Source organism: Streptomyces sp. Edi4 (assembly GCF_040253615.1).
In the GTDB taxonomy this organism is placed as follows: domain Bacteria; phylum Actinomycetota; class Actinomycetes; order Streptomycetales; family Streptomycetaceae; genus Streptomyces.
In genome coordinates this window covers 7551089-7565389 of sequence record NZ_JBEJGY010000004.1, presented here as the reverse complement: position 1 = coordinate 7565389, position 14301 = coordinate 7551089, and the positions used below count along the sequence as shown (strand labels likewise).

Sequence of the window (14301 nt, the reverse complement as noted above, 5' to 3'; positions counted from 1 at the left end):
CCGGGCCGGGCCGTCGGTCGTCGACCGGCGGCCCGGCCCGCGTGTGCGGCGGCCCCACGATTGGTCTTGACCTTTCCCCGAGAGCGGTCCTACATTCGGCGACGGCACCATGAAGGGCAGGTTCATGATCGACGTCTGAGACGTGAACGACGCTGTGTGTCCGGAAGGGCTTGCGATGACCGAGCCGACCACCTTGCCGGCAGGCACCCGGCCGCTCACCGTCCGGCGCGGCGCGGTCCACGACACCGTACGGACCCACCTGGCGCGCGGCCGCGGCGTCCTGCTCACCGGCCCCACGGGCATCGGCAGGACCACGGTGACACACCAGCTGATCGCGGACCTGCGTGGCCAGGGGCACCGGATCCTGCACTGCTCCCCCTCCCCCGTCGAGAAGAACACCCCCTTCCTCGGGCTCATCGACCTGTTGGCCGACCTCGGCGACGACGCTCTCGCCGCGCTGGCCGCCCACGAAAGAGCCGCCCTGGAAGGGGCCCTGCTCCGCAGCGCGCCGCGCGCGGGGACCGGCCGGGGCGCCGAGGCCGGGCCCGAAGGCGGTCGCGAAGCACTGGTCCTGCGGATCGCGGTCCGCAAGGTCGTCGCCCTGCTGTGCGGCGCGGGCCCTTGCCTGCTCGTCGTGGATGACACCCAGTGGCTCGACCGGGCGACGGCGGATGTCCTCAACTACATTGCCCGGCGCGTCGGTCCGGGCTTTTCGGTGCTTGCCACTCTGCGGTCCGAAACGGAGCCCGGGCCCTCCCCCGCCGGCCCGGACGGCGCGGTGAGCGCACTCGACCTGTGTCCACGGCCGGTCCGCCAAATCCCCGTCCCGCCCATGACCGTCCATGAGATCGCCGAACTCCTCGAGCGGCACGACCAGCCCCCCTGGCCGCGCCGGCTCGTCGCGCGTCTGCACGAGGCGAGCGGCGGCAATCCCCGCGCGGCCCTCGAACTCAGCGCCGCCCTCGACGAACGCGTCCGGACCCAGGGACTCGACGGCACGGAACTGCCCGACTGCCTCGAAGCGCTCCCGGTGCCGGACTGCCTTCGCCGGCCGCTCGTCGACCGGATCGACGCCCTGCCGGCCCACGCCCGCGACACCCTGGTCCTCGCGGGCGCCGCCGTACGCCCCACGGTGGAGCTGCTGCGGCGCGCGGGCCGCCGGCACGCCGGGGCCGACCTCGACGTCTGCGTACGTCACGGACTCGTCCGCGCCCCTGTGCCGTCGGACCACGAGGCCATCACGTTCCTGGATCCGCTGACGCCGGTGGTGCTCAGGGCCGAGACCCCCTACGAACAGGTGATGGCGGCGCACCGCGCGCTGGCCGACGCTTCCGACGACGCCGTCGAGCGGGCCCATCACATCGCGCGCCTCACCGCCGCCCCCGATCCGGCCGTCGCGGCCGGCCTGTCCGCCGCCGCGTCGGCCGCGCGGCGCAGGGGCGCTCCCCGGACGGCGGCGCGACTTGGCCGCATGGCCGCCGCGTACACACCGGCCGGGCAGGAGTACGCCGACGTCGACCGCAGGCTCACCGCAGCAGAGGACGCCATCGAAGCCGGAGACCTCGGCTTCGCCCGGCAGCTCGCGCATGAGGCCCTGGGCGGCGCCGAACGGCCGGCCGACCGGGTACGGGCCTGGAACGTGGTCATCGACTCCTGCGGCCAGGCGATGGCCGAGATCGCGGACGTCTTCCCCGAAGCGGTGCGCGACGCGGCGGGCGATCCCGCCCTCCTGGCCCAGCTGCACTACCGGATGAGCTGGCGGGCGTGGATGGTGGGCGGCTCCGCGGCGCGCGCCCACGGCCACGCCGTCCGCGCCGCGGGGCTCGCCGCGCGGACCGGTGACCGGTACACCGAGCTGATGGCGCTCACCCAGCAGGCGGCCCTGGAACTCTTCCTCGGGCTCCCCGGGGCGGAGGCCACCCTGGCCGCCGCGCTGGCCGCGCCGCACCACGTACCGGCCATGACGCACCACAACGGGCCGCTGTATCTCAAGTACCGCTTCCACCTGGTACGCGACGAACTCGACGCGGCGCGAACCGAGTTGCGCGCCCTGGTGTACCGGCTGCGTCAGCGGGGGTCGGCGGACAGCCTGAGCCAGTGCCTGATCGGGCTCGCGCAGGTCGAGATCCAACGTGGCCGCTGCGGGCCCGCGCTGACCATCGCCCGGCAGAGCCTGCGCATCACCGAGGAGGCGGGCCTCAGCCAGGGGCCCGCGTGGTACGCGGTGGCGCTGGCCGAAACGGCCGGCGGGAGCCTGAGCCGGGCGCTCACCGCGGCGGAGGCCGCCCGGCGGCACAGCGAGGACGACAACGACCGGCTCTTTCTGCCCCGGGCGCTGCACGCCGAGGGAAGGATCAGACTGTTCCGGGGCCAGAGCGAGCGCGCGGTGGAACTCCTCGCCTGCACCGGCGAGTTGGAGACCGCACAGGGGCAGCGGGACCCCGCGACCCGGCGGTGGCACGCCGACCTCGCTGAGGCCCTGGCCGCCACCGGCCGCCCCGACGAGGCGGACGCCGTCCTGGCCACGGGCCGCCGCCAGGCCGAACGGCTCGCCAGAACGGGTGTCCTGGCCACGCTCGACCGGGCGGCGGCGGTGGTCGCGGCGCAACGTGGTGAACTCACCGACGCCGCAGCGCTGTTGGAGAGCGCGGCGGGACGCCTGCGGATCTCTGGATACCCCCTGGAGGAGGCCCGCGCCCGGGTGGCGCTCGGCCGGGTCCGGCGCAGGCTCGGGGACGAGGGCTCGGCGCACGCCGCGTTCGCGGCCGCGCTCCGCGTCTTCACCAAGGCCGACGCCCGCCCCCTGGCCGTCCTGGCACGCGCCGAACGCGACCGCGCGCAGGACGACGCGGTCCGCCTGCCCGAGGGCGGCCTCTGGTCGGAACAGCTCACATCGACGGAGCAGAGCGTCGTCGCCCGCGTCGCGCAAGGCGCAAGCAACCGCGAGATCGCGGCCGGTCTGGTGGTCAGCGTCAAAACCGTGGAAGCCGCCCTGACCCGCGCCTACCGCAAGCTGGGCGCCAAGTCGCGCGTGGACATCACGCGCATGGTGATGTCGCGGCCCACGGCCTAGCCACGGCCCGGAGCGCGTCGGGTTTCAGGACTCGGGCGTGCCAAGTCGCGGGCGCTGATGAGCAGTTGGGGTCTCAGCCGGGAAGCGCGCCGAAGAGCATGTTTCCGGCGCAGCCCCGCTCCTCGCTGGTGAAGTAGTCCTGGAAGGCCTCGTTGAGTTCGTCGAGGCTGATGGCGCCGTCACCGTTGGTGTCCAGGCGCCGGGCCACGGTGAGAGCGTCGGAGGGGGTGACGCCGAACGTGTGGAGCAGGCGCTCGGTCTCCTCGATCTCCAGCATGTTGGTGCCGTTGGAGTCAGCGGTCGTGAGCAGCGCCACCACCATGGGCAGGAAGTGGGCGAGGTACGCCTCGGGCGTACCCACCAATCGGGCAAGGGCCCGCTCGAACGTGTCGCGGTCCAACGGCGCCGGAGTCCGCGCGCCCGCCGTTTCGTACAGGCGCGTCCAGGATTCCTGAAAGGCTTTGGTGAGGGTGGCGGCGCGGGGGGATTCGGGGGTGTTCCCGAACGCGTCGGCGATGTCGCCGGCCGCGTCGAGCCAGTCACCCTCGTCGATCAGACCGTCACCGTCCTTGTCGAAGAGGCCGAACAGGGCGCCGTATTTGATGGCGAGGAACGTGGGGACCGCCCCGTCGCGCGGGAGCGTGCCCGACGAGGGCAGCGGCGCGGCGGCCGTCGTGAGGTAGGAGCGGGCGACGGGGTTGGCCGAGGACGCGAAGTGCGGGGAGCGGCCCTGGTCGAGGGCGTCCAGGTACTCACAGGTCGCCCGGTGACCCGCCGCCGCCCGGCGTTCGTTGACGGCCAGTTCCTCACGCGGGCCGGCGCGGAAGGGGGCGTCCGCGCCTCCCGGGCCGGCTTCCCCGCTGGGCAGGATGTGCATCCGTACGCCGGGCGGGTGGGCGCTGAGGATCTGCGCGAGCCGGTGCCGGCGTGAGATCTCGAACGCCGTGGGGCCGATCTGCCAGGGCCATCGCGCGGGCCGCAGCGGGCGTTCGCGCTGACGCATCCGGAGCACGTAAACCGTGGTCGCGCCGTAGGCGACGGCCCTGCCGACCGGGGCGGTCTCGACGATGCCGCCGTCCACGTAGTGCTCGTCGCCGATGCGTACGGGTGGCCAAAGCCCTGGCACGGCGCAGGAGGCGAGGACGGCGGGCAGGAGCGGGCCGGAGTCGAAGTAGCGGGCGGCGGCGCGTTCGATGGAGGCGGCCACGCACTGGTAGGGCAGCGCAAGGTCCTCGATGCGTGTCCCGTCACCGAGGTGTGCCCGGACCACCTCGCGCAGGGCGTCCATGGGCGCGAGGGCGGGGTGGCGCCGGAAGGCGTTGACGAGCAGGCCTCCGGGTGTCACCGACATGACGCGCTTTCCCAGCAACTCCCGCCACAGTTCGGTGAGTTGGTCGCAGACCGAGAGGGTGGGGTTGCTCGCGAGCAGCGCGCCCTGGAGGGATCCGACGGAGGTACCGAAGACGAGGTCCGGCACGATGCCGCGTTCGAGGAGCGCACGCAGCATGCCGACCTGGTAGCCGCCCAGTTTGCCGCCCCCGCCGAGGACGAACGCGGTGCGGGGCGCGGCCGCCCGGTCCGTGGCAGGCGCGTGACTGTCCGCTGGGGACATGGCTTCCTCCTGATGACGCTGTCCCTGTCATGGTGGCGCCGGGTTGCCGCGACGTCCCGAGGGGTGGGCCAGGCGGGTGGCGGCACACTGGGTCGGTGGCCACCCGTCGGGCTTCGGCCACGCGGGTGCCCGACCGGCCCGGACGCAGGCCGCTCACCCCGAAGGGCCTCGCCCGAACCCGGCCGACGGGGAGCCCGCTCACCGCGATGCCCGCCCCTCGCCCGCCGCCCCGTCGCGGCGCGTCGCCAGGACCCACGCGTCCAGTTCCGCCCAGCGCTCGTACAGCCAGGTCTCGAAGCCGTCCTGGTCGCGTGGGACTTCCGCCGCTTCGTAGGTCCCCCAGGCGACATGGATCGCCGCGTCGGCGCGGGCCGGGTAGCCGCCGCCCAGACGCCAGGGCAACACGTCCTCGAGCCCGGTGTGTGCGACGACCAGCACCTGCGCGGTGGGCGCGGCGGCGAGCAGGGAGGCCGCGCCCCGGGCGAGGGGCGGCAGCACGCACGGCATCGCCTCAGCGGCGGCGGCCAGGTCGTGCCGGCCGGAGCGCCGCAGATACGCGATGCGCGCCCGGCGGCGCCTGGCGCTGAAGTTCGTGCCTTCGGGCAGGATGACCGCCGCGTCACCGCCGCCGAGCCCGGGCCCCATCGCCGCGAACTCGCGGCCCGCCCTGGCGCGGCCCTCCGCGTTCCACCGCAGCGGAATCAAGGGCGTCAGACCCACCAGGGACGCCGCGCCCGGCAGCAGGACGGCCGCGCTCTTGCACACGCCGTGCACGCGCCGACGCAGCACCTTCATGCCCAGATGGATCCCGAGCTGTGTGTTCAGCAGGCCCGCGTGGCGCAACAGGACCACGACGGGCCGTGCGGGATCCAAGCGCGGCGGTTCGTCGGGGCAACGCATCCGCATACCCGCCCACCTGAGCCCGGTTCCGAAGAACGCGTCGGTCGACCTCCGCGCCAGCAGGACACGCAGCGCGTCATGGTCGGACGGATCGCCCGGACCACGGCGGCACGCCCACCGCAGACGGAGCCCGGCGACGAGGGAGCCGACCTCGCAGGTGAGCAGGTACGCCGCGGACAGGAGAACCAGACGCGTCGGACCGCGCACCGGCGCGGGCAGCCGGGGCCCGAGCACCCGCAGGCACAGGAGCACGGGTGACAGACCGACGGCGAGCAGCACGGACGCCACGAACAGGAGGCCCCGCACCAGCGCGAGGAGTACCCGTAGGGCGCGGGAGGTGACGCGCCCCCACACCTCACCGGGGGCGCGCGCGGGCGCGGCGCGCACCGTCTCGGGGAGGGCGGGGCCGACGCCCTGCTCGATGGGGTTCATGAAGCAACTGGTTCTCACAGCCCGACCCCACCCGCAAACGGAGCCGGACGGGACCAGGGCGTCCGGACGGGGCGCCCCGAAGGCCGAACTCCGCAGGCCGCAGAGGCTGGACTACCCGTTGTGCGCTTCGGGCTCGGTGGCCAGTGACTGCTGGGTGGCCGCCCACGACGCGAGGAGCGCCACATTGTCGGCGGTCGGTGTGCCCGCGGGCGCGGTGTAGACGTTGAGGTGCAGACCAGGTTCGGCGGGCAGTTCCAGGGACTCGATGTCCAAATCGAGCCGGCCCACGACGGGATGGCGCACCCGCTTGCGGCCGGAGCGGTGCAAACGCACGTCCTGCGAGGCCCACCTCTGCCGAAACAGCTCACTGCGCGTCGACAATTCACCGACCAGGGCGATCAGCTTTTCGTCGTGCGGATCGCGGCCGGCCTCCATGCGGAGCTTCGCGGCCACGGCGCCGGCGATCTGGTCGTAGTCGACAAAGAAATCTCTGGCTCCGGGGTCCAGATAGACGAACCGCGCTGTATTCGCTGGCCGTCGCGCGTCGGCCAGCACCGGTGAATACAGCGCGCGAGCCAATTGATTCATCGCGAGTACGTCACAGCGGCCGTTACCGATCCAGGCCGGCGCATCGGAGATCGCGTCGAGCACGCGTCGCAGGGTCGAGCGCACCGTCGTGGCGGGCTTGTGCCGGCGCGGGCCGCTGGGCGTCCTGGACCGGCGCGCGAGGTGGAACAGATGGTTCCGCTCGGCCTCGTCGAGTCGCAGGGCAGTGGCCAGCGCGTCGAGCACGCCATCGGAGGCACCGGCGATGCTGCCGCGCTCCATGCGCACGTAGTAGTCGACCGATACCCCCGCCAGTAGCGCCACCTCCTCGCGGCGCAGACCCTTGACCCGACGGTTGCCGCCGTAAGCGGGCAGTCCCGCCTGTTCGGGTGCGATGCGGGCGCGACGTGAGCTGAGGAATTCCCGGATCTCGGTGCGTAGCTCCATCGTGGCCGTCCCCTCACCGTAGGCGCGTGCCGCAGTCTACGGGGTGCCCGTCGCGGTCGTGGCGATGCCGCCGTCCACCGGGATGATGGTGCCCGTGAGGTAGGAGCCGGCCCGGCCGGCGAGGAACACGGCGATACCCGCCATGTCGTCGTCGCGCCCGAGCCGGCGCAGCGGGGTCGCCGCCGCGATCGTGTCGCCGACGGCGTCGAGCGTGGACGCCATCATCCGCGACGGGAACACTCCCGGTGCTATCGCGTTCACCGTGATGTGCTGGGGGCCGAGCTCTCTGGCAAGCACTCGGGTGAGTTGATGGAGTGCCGCTTTGCTGCCGGCGTACGAGTAGTTGGGCGACTGGGCGACGTGGATGGCGGCGATACTGCCGATGTTGATGATCCGCGCGGGATCATCGACGGTGCCCGCCCTGCGAAGTGCGGGGAGGAGCGCCTGCACCAGCCAGAACGGCGACTTGAGGTTGAGGTCGAGCACCGCGTCCCAGGCCTCGTCCGGGAACGTCTCCAGCGGCTCGCGCCGCATCGCTCCCGCGTTGTTGACCAGGATGTCCAGGCGTTCCGATTCGGCCTTGACGAGACCAGCGAGGCGCCGGCACTCGTCGTGCCTGGACAGGTCGGCGGGGATCGCTCGAACGTCGCCGAATTCGGAGAGCAGACGTTGAGTCTCCGCGCACGCTTCAGGGTCGCGTGAGCTGATGACGACGCGGGCGCCCGCCTGGAGAAGGCCGCGGGCTATCATCACCCCAATTCCTTTGGTGCCGCCCGTGACAAGGGCGCTTTTCCCCCTCAGATCAAAAAGTTCCCCGTGAGTGGTGAATTGGCTGTCCGCCATTGGTATCCGTCCCTGTCTGTCGCTGTCGGCGCTTTCGACTCGATCAGGTTGACAGGCGTTCGGGAGGTCTGGGAGTTCCTGGTGATACAGGTACTGCGAGAGCCCCCTTCGCGCGAAGAGCCCGCACGACCGTCGCCCCCGCGTCGCGGCTGACACGAACCGAGCTGGCGGCCCCGCTCGCCGGCGCCGCGACCTCGTCCGCGCCGCCAGCCGCCGCCCGACAACGCCATGCGCGGGCGGATCGTAGCGACCCGCCGGCATGTCCCACTGGAAAATGCCAGAACTTCCCCCTTCTCACGACACAGCGCGTAACTTCTCCGTCACTGCGGCAACGGAGTCGGGCCGCTGTGATCTGTCATCACCTGATACCGAGGAGGGGATCTCCGCGTGCCCGGAATCGACGAGTGCCTGCTGGAGACGATGCGGCTGCCGGGCGCGCTCGGGGCAGCACTCGTCGACTGGACCAGCGGGCTCGCTCTCGGCACCATCGGCGATTCGCCGGGCGGCGACCACGAGGCGGCCGCGGCGGAGACCGCCGAGTTCGCCAGGAGCGCCATCGAGCATCCCGTGTTCGCACTCGGCGCCAAGGACTCCGCCGACGAACTCCTGCCCGTGGAGGACGTTTTCGTCGCCGCGCACAGCGGATACCACCTTCTGCGCTTCATCAGGACGGCGTACGACAGCAGCGTCTTCCTCTACCTCTGGCTCGATCGCGAGCTTGGCAACCTCGCCCTCGCCCGACTGCGACTGCGCGACCTGGCGGAACGGCTGGTACTCGCGTGAGCCGGACAGTCGAGTCCACCGACGAGCGGCAACTCTCGCCCATGCTGCGGCGGTTGGTGGCCGAACGGGCCACCGGCGCGCTGCTGCGCGACAGCGGCACGCTGTATCTCGTCGACGGCCAGGTGGTGCACGCCGAGAGTCCGTCCGCTCCCGGCATCGACGTGCTGCTCACGGTCGGCGGCCGGTTGCGCCCCGAGGGCTGGCAGTGGGCCGTCGACCAGGCGGGAGCGCGTGGTTCGGTGGGCCGCTTCCTCGTGGACAGCGGTCAAGTGAGCGACGGAGAGCTGGAGTTGTGCCATCTCGGGGCACTGTTCGACGCGGCGTTCTTCACGCTCACACCCGGCAGCGGCCCGACGCGATTTCGCTACGGTGTGGCGCACTGGATCGGGCCGGTGCGGCCCGTGCCGGCCGGCGCGGTGGCGCGCGAGGCGGCCCGGCGGCGGGAGTTGCTGTCCAGGCTCTGGCCGCACCCCGAGGTCGACACCGCCCCGGTGGTGGCGGCGCGAGGTGCGCGCGGCGTGCCGGTCACCGGGCGCCAGCGGGCGCTTCTCGCGCTGGCCGACGGGCTCCGCACCCCGCAGGACATCGCACGGCTGCTCGGCCGCCCGGCCTTCCACACCCTGGTGGACGTCCGCAGACTCGCCGCGTGCGGCGCGATCGAGACCCCGCTTGCGACCGTGCCGCAGAGCGGCATGCCCCCCTCCGTCGCGCTGGCGTCGGCCGAGGCGGAATCCATTGCGGACGTGGCTCTGCTGCGCAGGCTGCGGGACGGCCTTGAGGCCACCCTGTGATCCGCGTCCGCAGGCAGCGTGCCGAAAGGAGACAGATGATGGCGGCAGAGGCGGATGTCCTCGCCGAACTGCGGCGGCTGCGGGTCCGGTTGCCTCAACTCAGCGGCGCCATGGCCGCCAGCGTCGATGGGCTGGTGCTCGCCCAGGACGCCCCGGGCGACACCGAGCCGCTGGCCGCTCTGACCGCCGCCGCACTCGGCGTGGCCCAGCGCCTGACCGACACGGCGGGCCAAGGCGCGTTCCTCGAACTCCTGTTGAGAGGAGACCAGGGCTATGTGGCCACGTACGCGGCGGGCTCGTCCGCCGTGCTCACCCTCCTCGCCCAGCCCCGCGTGAACGTGGGGCGGCTGCATCTCGAAGCCCGCCGGGCCGGCGCGCGGATCGGCGACCTGGTCGACGGCAGCCTCGGCCGACTGGAGGCCCCATGAGTCCCACCCGTCCCCGGGCCGACCGGCCGGGGAACACGACAGACGTCAAACAGCGGAAAGGAAGCACGAATCCCATGGCCAACACGGAAGCCGCGCTCAAGGAAGCGATGACCACCATCGACGGGACCATCGGTGTGGCGCTCGTCGACTACAGCAGTGGCATGGCCCTCGGCACCCTGGGCGGCGGCAAGGACCTCGACCTCGCGGTGGCCGCCGCGGGCAACACCGATGTGGTGCGCGCGAAGGTGCGCACCATGGAACTCCTCGGCCTGAAGGACGAGATCGAGGACATCCTCATCACGCTGGGCACCCAGTACCACCTGATCCGGCTCCTGACCGGGCGCAATCACAACGGGCTCTTCCTCTACCTGGCGCTCGACAAGGGCCGCGCCAACCTGGCCATGGCGCGTCACCAGCTCAGGAAGGTCGAGGCGGAACTGGAGGTGTGACCCGCGCCCGGCGCGGCACCATCCCGCGGCGGCGCCGCACTCCCCCGGAGGCGGCGCCGCGCGGGGCGGGCGGTGTCAGCCGTGCGACGGCGCCGCGCTCAGCCCGTCGAGGGTGAGCGTGAGCAGGCGTTCGGCCTGGTCGCGCTGAGCCGGCTCGGCCGAGGTGAGGGCGATTCCGGCCAGGGCGGCGAACAGGTCGGAGGGCAGGATGTCGCGGCGCAGCGCTCCGGCGGCGACACCGGCCTCCATCAGCGTGGTGATGGCCGTCTGGATCATTTCGCGGCTGTGGCCGTAGGGGTCGCCCCCCGAGGCGACGACGGACCGCAACGCCTCGGCCATGCCGAGCTTGGCGGTGGCGTAGTCGATGAAGTGCCCCATCCAGGTCCGCAGGGCCTCGCGCGCGGGAAGGGTCTCGAGCAGCCCAGGAACGGCGTCGCACAGCCGGGCCACCTCATTGCGGTACGCCGCCTCGATCAGGGTCTCCCGGGTCGGGAAGTTGCGGTACAGGGTGCCGGTCCCCACCCCCGCCACCTTCGCCACGCGCTCGTAGTGCGCGTCCAGTCCTTCCTCGGTGAACACCCGCACCGCGGCAGCCAGGATCTTGTCCCTGTTGCGCTGCGCGTCCGCCCTCAGCGGGCGTCCCGTGTCCTGTGCCATCGACGGCTCGCTCCTTCGTCCACGTTGCTAAGTGGAGGCTCCTCCACTTAGTGTGGGGTCAACCGGCGGCGCCTCCGGTTCCACCGTAGAGCATGCGCCGCACCCCACTCATCTCCCGGAGGTTCCACCGTGTCGGAAATCGACAGCAAGGTCGTCGCGATCACGGGCGCCAGCAGCGGAATCGGCGAGGCGACCGCGCTCCTGCTCGCGGAGCGTGGCGCCACCGTGGTGCTCGGCGCCCGCAGGCCGGACCGCCTGGAGGCGCTGGCCGCCCGCATCGAGAAGGCCGGCGGCCGGGCCGTGTACGCGCCGACGGACGTCAAGCGCCGCGAGGACCTGGCGGGCCTCGTCGAGCTGGCCTGCGACCGGTACGGCAGGCTGGATGTCCTGGTCAGCAACGCCGGCGTCGGTCTGATCTCCCCGATGGACGAACTGCGGGTCGAGGACTGGGAGGAGATGATCGACGTCAACCTCAAGGGCGTCCTGTACGGGATCGCGGCGGCCCTGCCCGTCTTCCGCCGCCAGGGTTTCGGGCACTTCGTCAACACCGTCTCCACCGCCGGGCTGCGGATCGTGCCGCGCCAGGCGGTGTACGCGGCGACCAAGAACGCCGTACGCACCCTCTCCGAGGGCCTGCGCCAGGAAGCCGGCGACCGCCTGCGCGTGACGGTCGTATCGCCCGGCATGACGCGGACGGAGTTCGCGGATTCGATGGCGCCGGACATGAGGAGTGACATCCTCGACAGCATGGCGAAGATCGCGATGTCACCGGACGCCATCGCCCGCGCCATCGCCTTCGCGATCGAGCAGCCTTCCAGCGTGGACGTGGGCGACATCGTCGTACGGCCCACAGCGCAGAGCTGAATCGCGTCGCTCAACTTGCCTGCGCATAGGGGTAGTTGAGGTCGCCCGCGCCCTCGCCTCAGACCTCTCGCGTGACCTCTTCCCGTACGCATTCGATGAGGTAGTCGCCCGTGTCCGGGTCGATGACCACGCCGTGCGCCTCGCTGTGGAAGCCGGGAAAGGCGCGGTCGAAGGCCTCAAGGGCGCCGAGGTAGCGCAGGACCGGCCCGTCGGGGGCGCCGAGTGCTTCTCCCGGCATGAGAACGGGGATGCCGGGCGGGGTGACCGTCACCATGGCCGCGGCCACGCGACCCGCCGCGTCCGCGAGGCGCAGGCGTTCGGTGCCGCCCCGGATGAGCTGCTGATAGCAGTGCCGCGGCGGGACCACGGGGCGGGGCAGGTCACGAAAGGCGGTGTCCAGGGCGTCGATCAGGTCGGCGCGTGTCAGATGTTCGTGCATGTCCTGGCACAGGGCGCGCAAGGTGATGTCGCCGTAGCGCTTGGGGTGGCTCTCGACCAGGTGCGGCAGCACCTGCCGCAGCGGGGCCTCGCCGTCGTGGAGCGCCTTGAAGTCCATCAACGCGTCCATCAGGGTGCCCCACTTGCCCTTGGTGATGCCCATGGAGAAGAGGATGAGCGTGGTGTACGTGTCGGTCTTCTCCACCACGATGCCGCGCTCGGCGAGGTAGGAGGTGAGGACGCGGGCCGGAATGCCCCAGGGCTCGCTCGCGCCCGCCGCCGTGACGCCGGGGCAGGTCAGCGTCACCTTGATGGGGTCGAGCATGCACTGACCCCGGCCCAGGCCCGAGAAGCCGTGCCAGTCCTCGTCGGGGTCGAGCTCCCAGCAGCGCGGTTGGGTGGCGAGCAGCGCGCAGGGCGCGTCGGCGAAGGGGGTACGGGTCCCGGTGTCCGGTTCGACGACGGTCTCCGGCTGCCAGACGCCGAAGAACCAGGCCGGCCGGTCCCCCGCGTCGGCGATGCGGCGCCCGGTCCGCACGACGGCCTGCCGGAACCGGACGGCCTCGGTCACGGCCTCGTTGATCAGCCACTCCCCCTGGGGTCCGTCCATCATGGCGGCGGCGACATCGAGTGAGGCGATGGCGGGGTACAGCGGTGAGGTGGTGCCGTGCATCATGAACGCCTCGTTGAACCGGTCGTGCTCGACCGGGGCGCGCGGAGCGGACCGCACATGCACCATGGCGGCCTGCGACAGCGCGGCGAGGAGTTTGTGGGTGGACTGGGTGGCGAAGACGGTGGGCCGCTCATCGCCAGGGAAGGTGTCCGGACCGACGGCCATCCCGTAGCGGCCTGCGTAGAGGGGATGGAAGCGCGCGTAGGCGAACCACGCCTCGTCGAAGTGGAGCCGGGGGGTGCTCGGCGCGAGGGCACGCGCGGTGCCCACGGTGTCGTAACACAGGCCGTCGTACGTGGAGTTGGTGATGACGGCGTACTGGGCGTCGGGGGACACCGCCCCGGGGGTCAGGGGGTGGGCGGCGATCCGCGCGGCCACCGCCCCGGGCGCGGTCTCACTTGCGGGGAGCGGGCCCGCGAGTCCGTAACCGTTGCGGGTCGGCACGAGATAGACGGGGCGGGCGCCGGAGATCACGAGGCCGTGCAGGACGGACTTGTGGCAGTTGCGGTCGACCAGGGCGATCTCGTCCGTGGTGACGCAGTAGTGGCCGACCATGCGGTCCGCCGTGGAGTCACCGTGCAGGACGAAATAGGTGCGGTCGGAGCCGAAGATGCGGGAGGCGTTGCGCTCCGCGTCCCCGATGGGCCCGTTGTGCTCGAACAGGGAGCCCAACTCACCGACCGAGATGGAGAGATCGGTGCGGAAGAGCCGTTCGCCGTAGTAGTCGAAGAAGGCCCGGCCCACCGGTGACTTCAAGAAGGCCACGCCGCCCGAGTGCGCGGGGGTGTGCCAGGAGTATTCGTGGGCGTCGTCGAAACGCCGCAGCGCCTTGAAGAAGGGCGGCAGGACGGCGTCCCCGTAGGCGTGCGCGGCGTGGGCCACGCGGCCGGCGATGAACGAGGGAGTGTCCTCGAGCGGCCAGACGTACCCGACCACCGTCTCGGCCACCCACAGCGGCAGATGGTCGAGACCGTGGTCGGAGTCCTCGGCCATCACGACGAAGACCGGCAGGTCCTTGAACCGGCGGGAGATCTGCCGCAGCACGCCGGCGCCCCCCGCCTGCGTCTCGTCGTCACCGGCGCCGGCGCGGCCGCGCTCGGAGGGCAGCTCCCACGCCACCATGGCGGCGGTCAGACCGGCCTCGGTCCGCAGGGCCGCACAGGCCGCCTCGGCGGTCCGCGCCCACCGCACTTCGAGCCCCCGGTTCTCCAACTCCTTTCCGATACGCCGAAGTTGCTCCGTATCGGCTCCCCCGCCGAGGGGGTCCTCACGCAGAGCCAGCAGGACACTTCCGTTCGCCATGACCATCTCCACGCTTCCCGATCTTGACCGACAGACGGCAAGCATCCTGGGGATCAAGGCGGA

12 protein-coding genes are annotated in these 14301 nt (G+C 72.0%); 6 read left to right on the top strand and 6 right to left on the bottom strand.

Annotated elements, in window-relative coordinates:
* Positions 1 to 175 precede the first annotated feature (175 nt).
* Positions 176 to 3073, top strand: a complete 2898-nt coding sequence (locus ABR738_RS35850) for an AAA family ATPase (RefSeq protein ID WP_350234160.1) — start codon at positions 176 to 178, stop codon at positions 3071 to 3073.
* A 73-nt stretch (positions 3074 to 3146) separates the two neighbouring features.
* Here ABR738_RS35850 and ABR738_RS35845 read toward each other — a convergent pair whose 3' ends face one another.
* From ABR738_RS35845 to ABR738_RS35830, 4 genes are all read right to left on the bottom strand, one after another.
* Entirely contained in the window at positions 3147 to 4685 is a 1539-nt protein-coding gene (locus ABR738_RS35845; protein WP_350234158.1) for a patatin-like phospholipase family protein, read from the bottom strand.
* A 198-nt stretch (positions 4686 to 4883) separates the two neighbouring features.
* Positions 4884 to 6017: a hypothetical protein gene (locus ABR738_RS35840; protein WP_350234157.1), complete on the bottom strand. Its 1134-nt coding sequence runs from the start codon at positions 6015 to 6017 to the stop codon at positions 4884 to 4886.
* Positions 6018 to 6128: 111 nt separating this feature from the next.
* The gene (locus ABR738_RS35835; protein WP_350234155.1) at positions 6129 to 7010 is read right to left on the bottom strand and encodes a helix-turn-helix transcriptional regulator; all 882 of its coding nucleotides are present in this window, start codon (positions 7008 to 7010) and stop codon (positions 6129 to 6131) included.
* Between the two features lie 36 nt (positions 7011 to 7046).
* The gene (locus ABR738_RS35830; protein WP_350234154.1) at positions 7047 to 7853 is read right to left on the bottom strand and encodes an SDR family oxidoreductase; all 807 of its coding nucleotides are present in this window, start codon (positions 7851 to 7853) and stop codon (positions 7047 to 7049) included.
* A 387-nt stretch (positions 7854 to 8240) separates the two neighbouring features.
* On the opposite strand from ABR738_RS35830, the gene ABR738_RS35825 reads away from it, so the two are divergent.
* The 4 genes from ABR738_RS35825 to ABR738_RS35810 all read left to right on the top strand — a co-directional run bounded on the left by ABR738_RS35825 (position 8241) and on the right by ABR738_RS35810 (position 10304).
* On the top strand, positions 8241 to 8636 hold the full coding sequence (locus tag ABR738_RS35825) for a hypothetical protein (RefSeq protein WP_350234153.1): 396 nt from the start codon (positions 8241 to 8243) through the stop codon (positions 8634 to 8636).
* Positions 8637 to 8677: 41 nt separating this feature from the next.
* Positions 8678 to 9427, top strand: coding sequence for a transcriptional regulator (locus tag ABR738_RS35820; protein ID WP_350234883.1), 750 nt, complete (start codon positions 8678 to 8680; stop codon positions 9425 to 9427).
* 38 nt (positions 9428 to 9465) lie between these two features.
* Positions 9466 to 9855 (top strand): roadblock/LC7 domain-containing protein, encoded by a 390-nt coding sequence (locus ABR738_RS35815; RefSeq protein ID WP_350234152.1) that lies wholly within the window; start codon positions 9466 to 9468, stop codon positions 9853 to 9855.
* A gap of 74 nt (positions 9856 to 9929) precedes the next feature.
* Positions 9930 to 10304: a hypothetical protein gene (locus ABR738_RS35810; RefSeq protein WP_350234151.1), complete on the top strand. Its 375-nt coding sequence runs from the start codon at positions 9930 to 9932 to the stop codon at positions 10302 to 10304.
* Between the two features lie 75 nt (positions 10305 to 10379).
* Here the strand turns inward: ABR738_RS35810 and ABR738_RS35805 are convergent, their stop codons facing one another.
* On the bottom strand, positions 10380 to 10961 hold the full coding sequence (locus ABR738_RS35805; RefSeq protein ID WP_350234149.1) for a TetR/AcrR family transcriptional regulator: 582 nt from the start codon (positions 10959 to 10961) through the stop codon (positions 10380 to 10382).
* A gap of 129 nt (positions 10962 to 11090) precedes the next feature.
* Here ABR738_RS35805 and ABR738_RS35800 point away from each other — a divergent pair, with 129 nt between their 5' ends.
* Complete coding sequence (locus ABR738_RS35800; protein ID WP_350234148.1) at positions 11091 to 11825, top strand: SDR family oxidoreductase; 735 nt, start codon at positions 11091 to 11093, stop codon at positions 11823 to 11825.
* Between the two features lie 58 nt (positions 11826 to 11883).
* Here ABR738_RS35800 and ABR738_RS35795 read toward each other — a convergent pair whose 3' ends face one another.
* Positions 11884 to 14238 carry an Orn/Lys/Arg family decarboxylase gene (locus tag ABR738_RS35795; protein ID WP_350234146.1) on the bottom strand — a complete coding sequence of 785 codons (2355 nt, stop codon included), beginning with the start codon at positions 14236 to 14238 and terminating at the stop codon, positions 11884 to 11886.
* Positions 14239 to 14301: the final 63 nt, after the last annotated feature.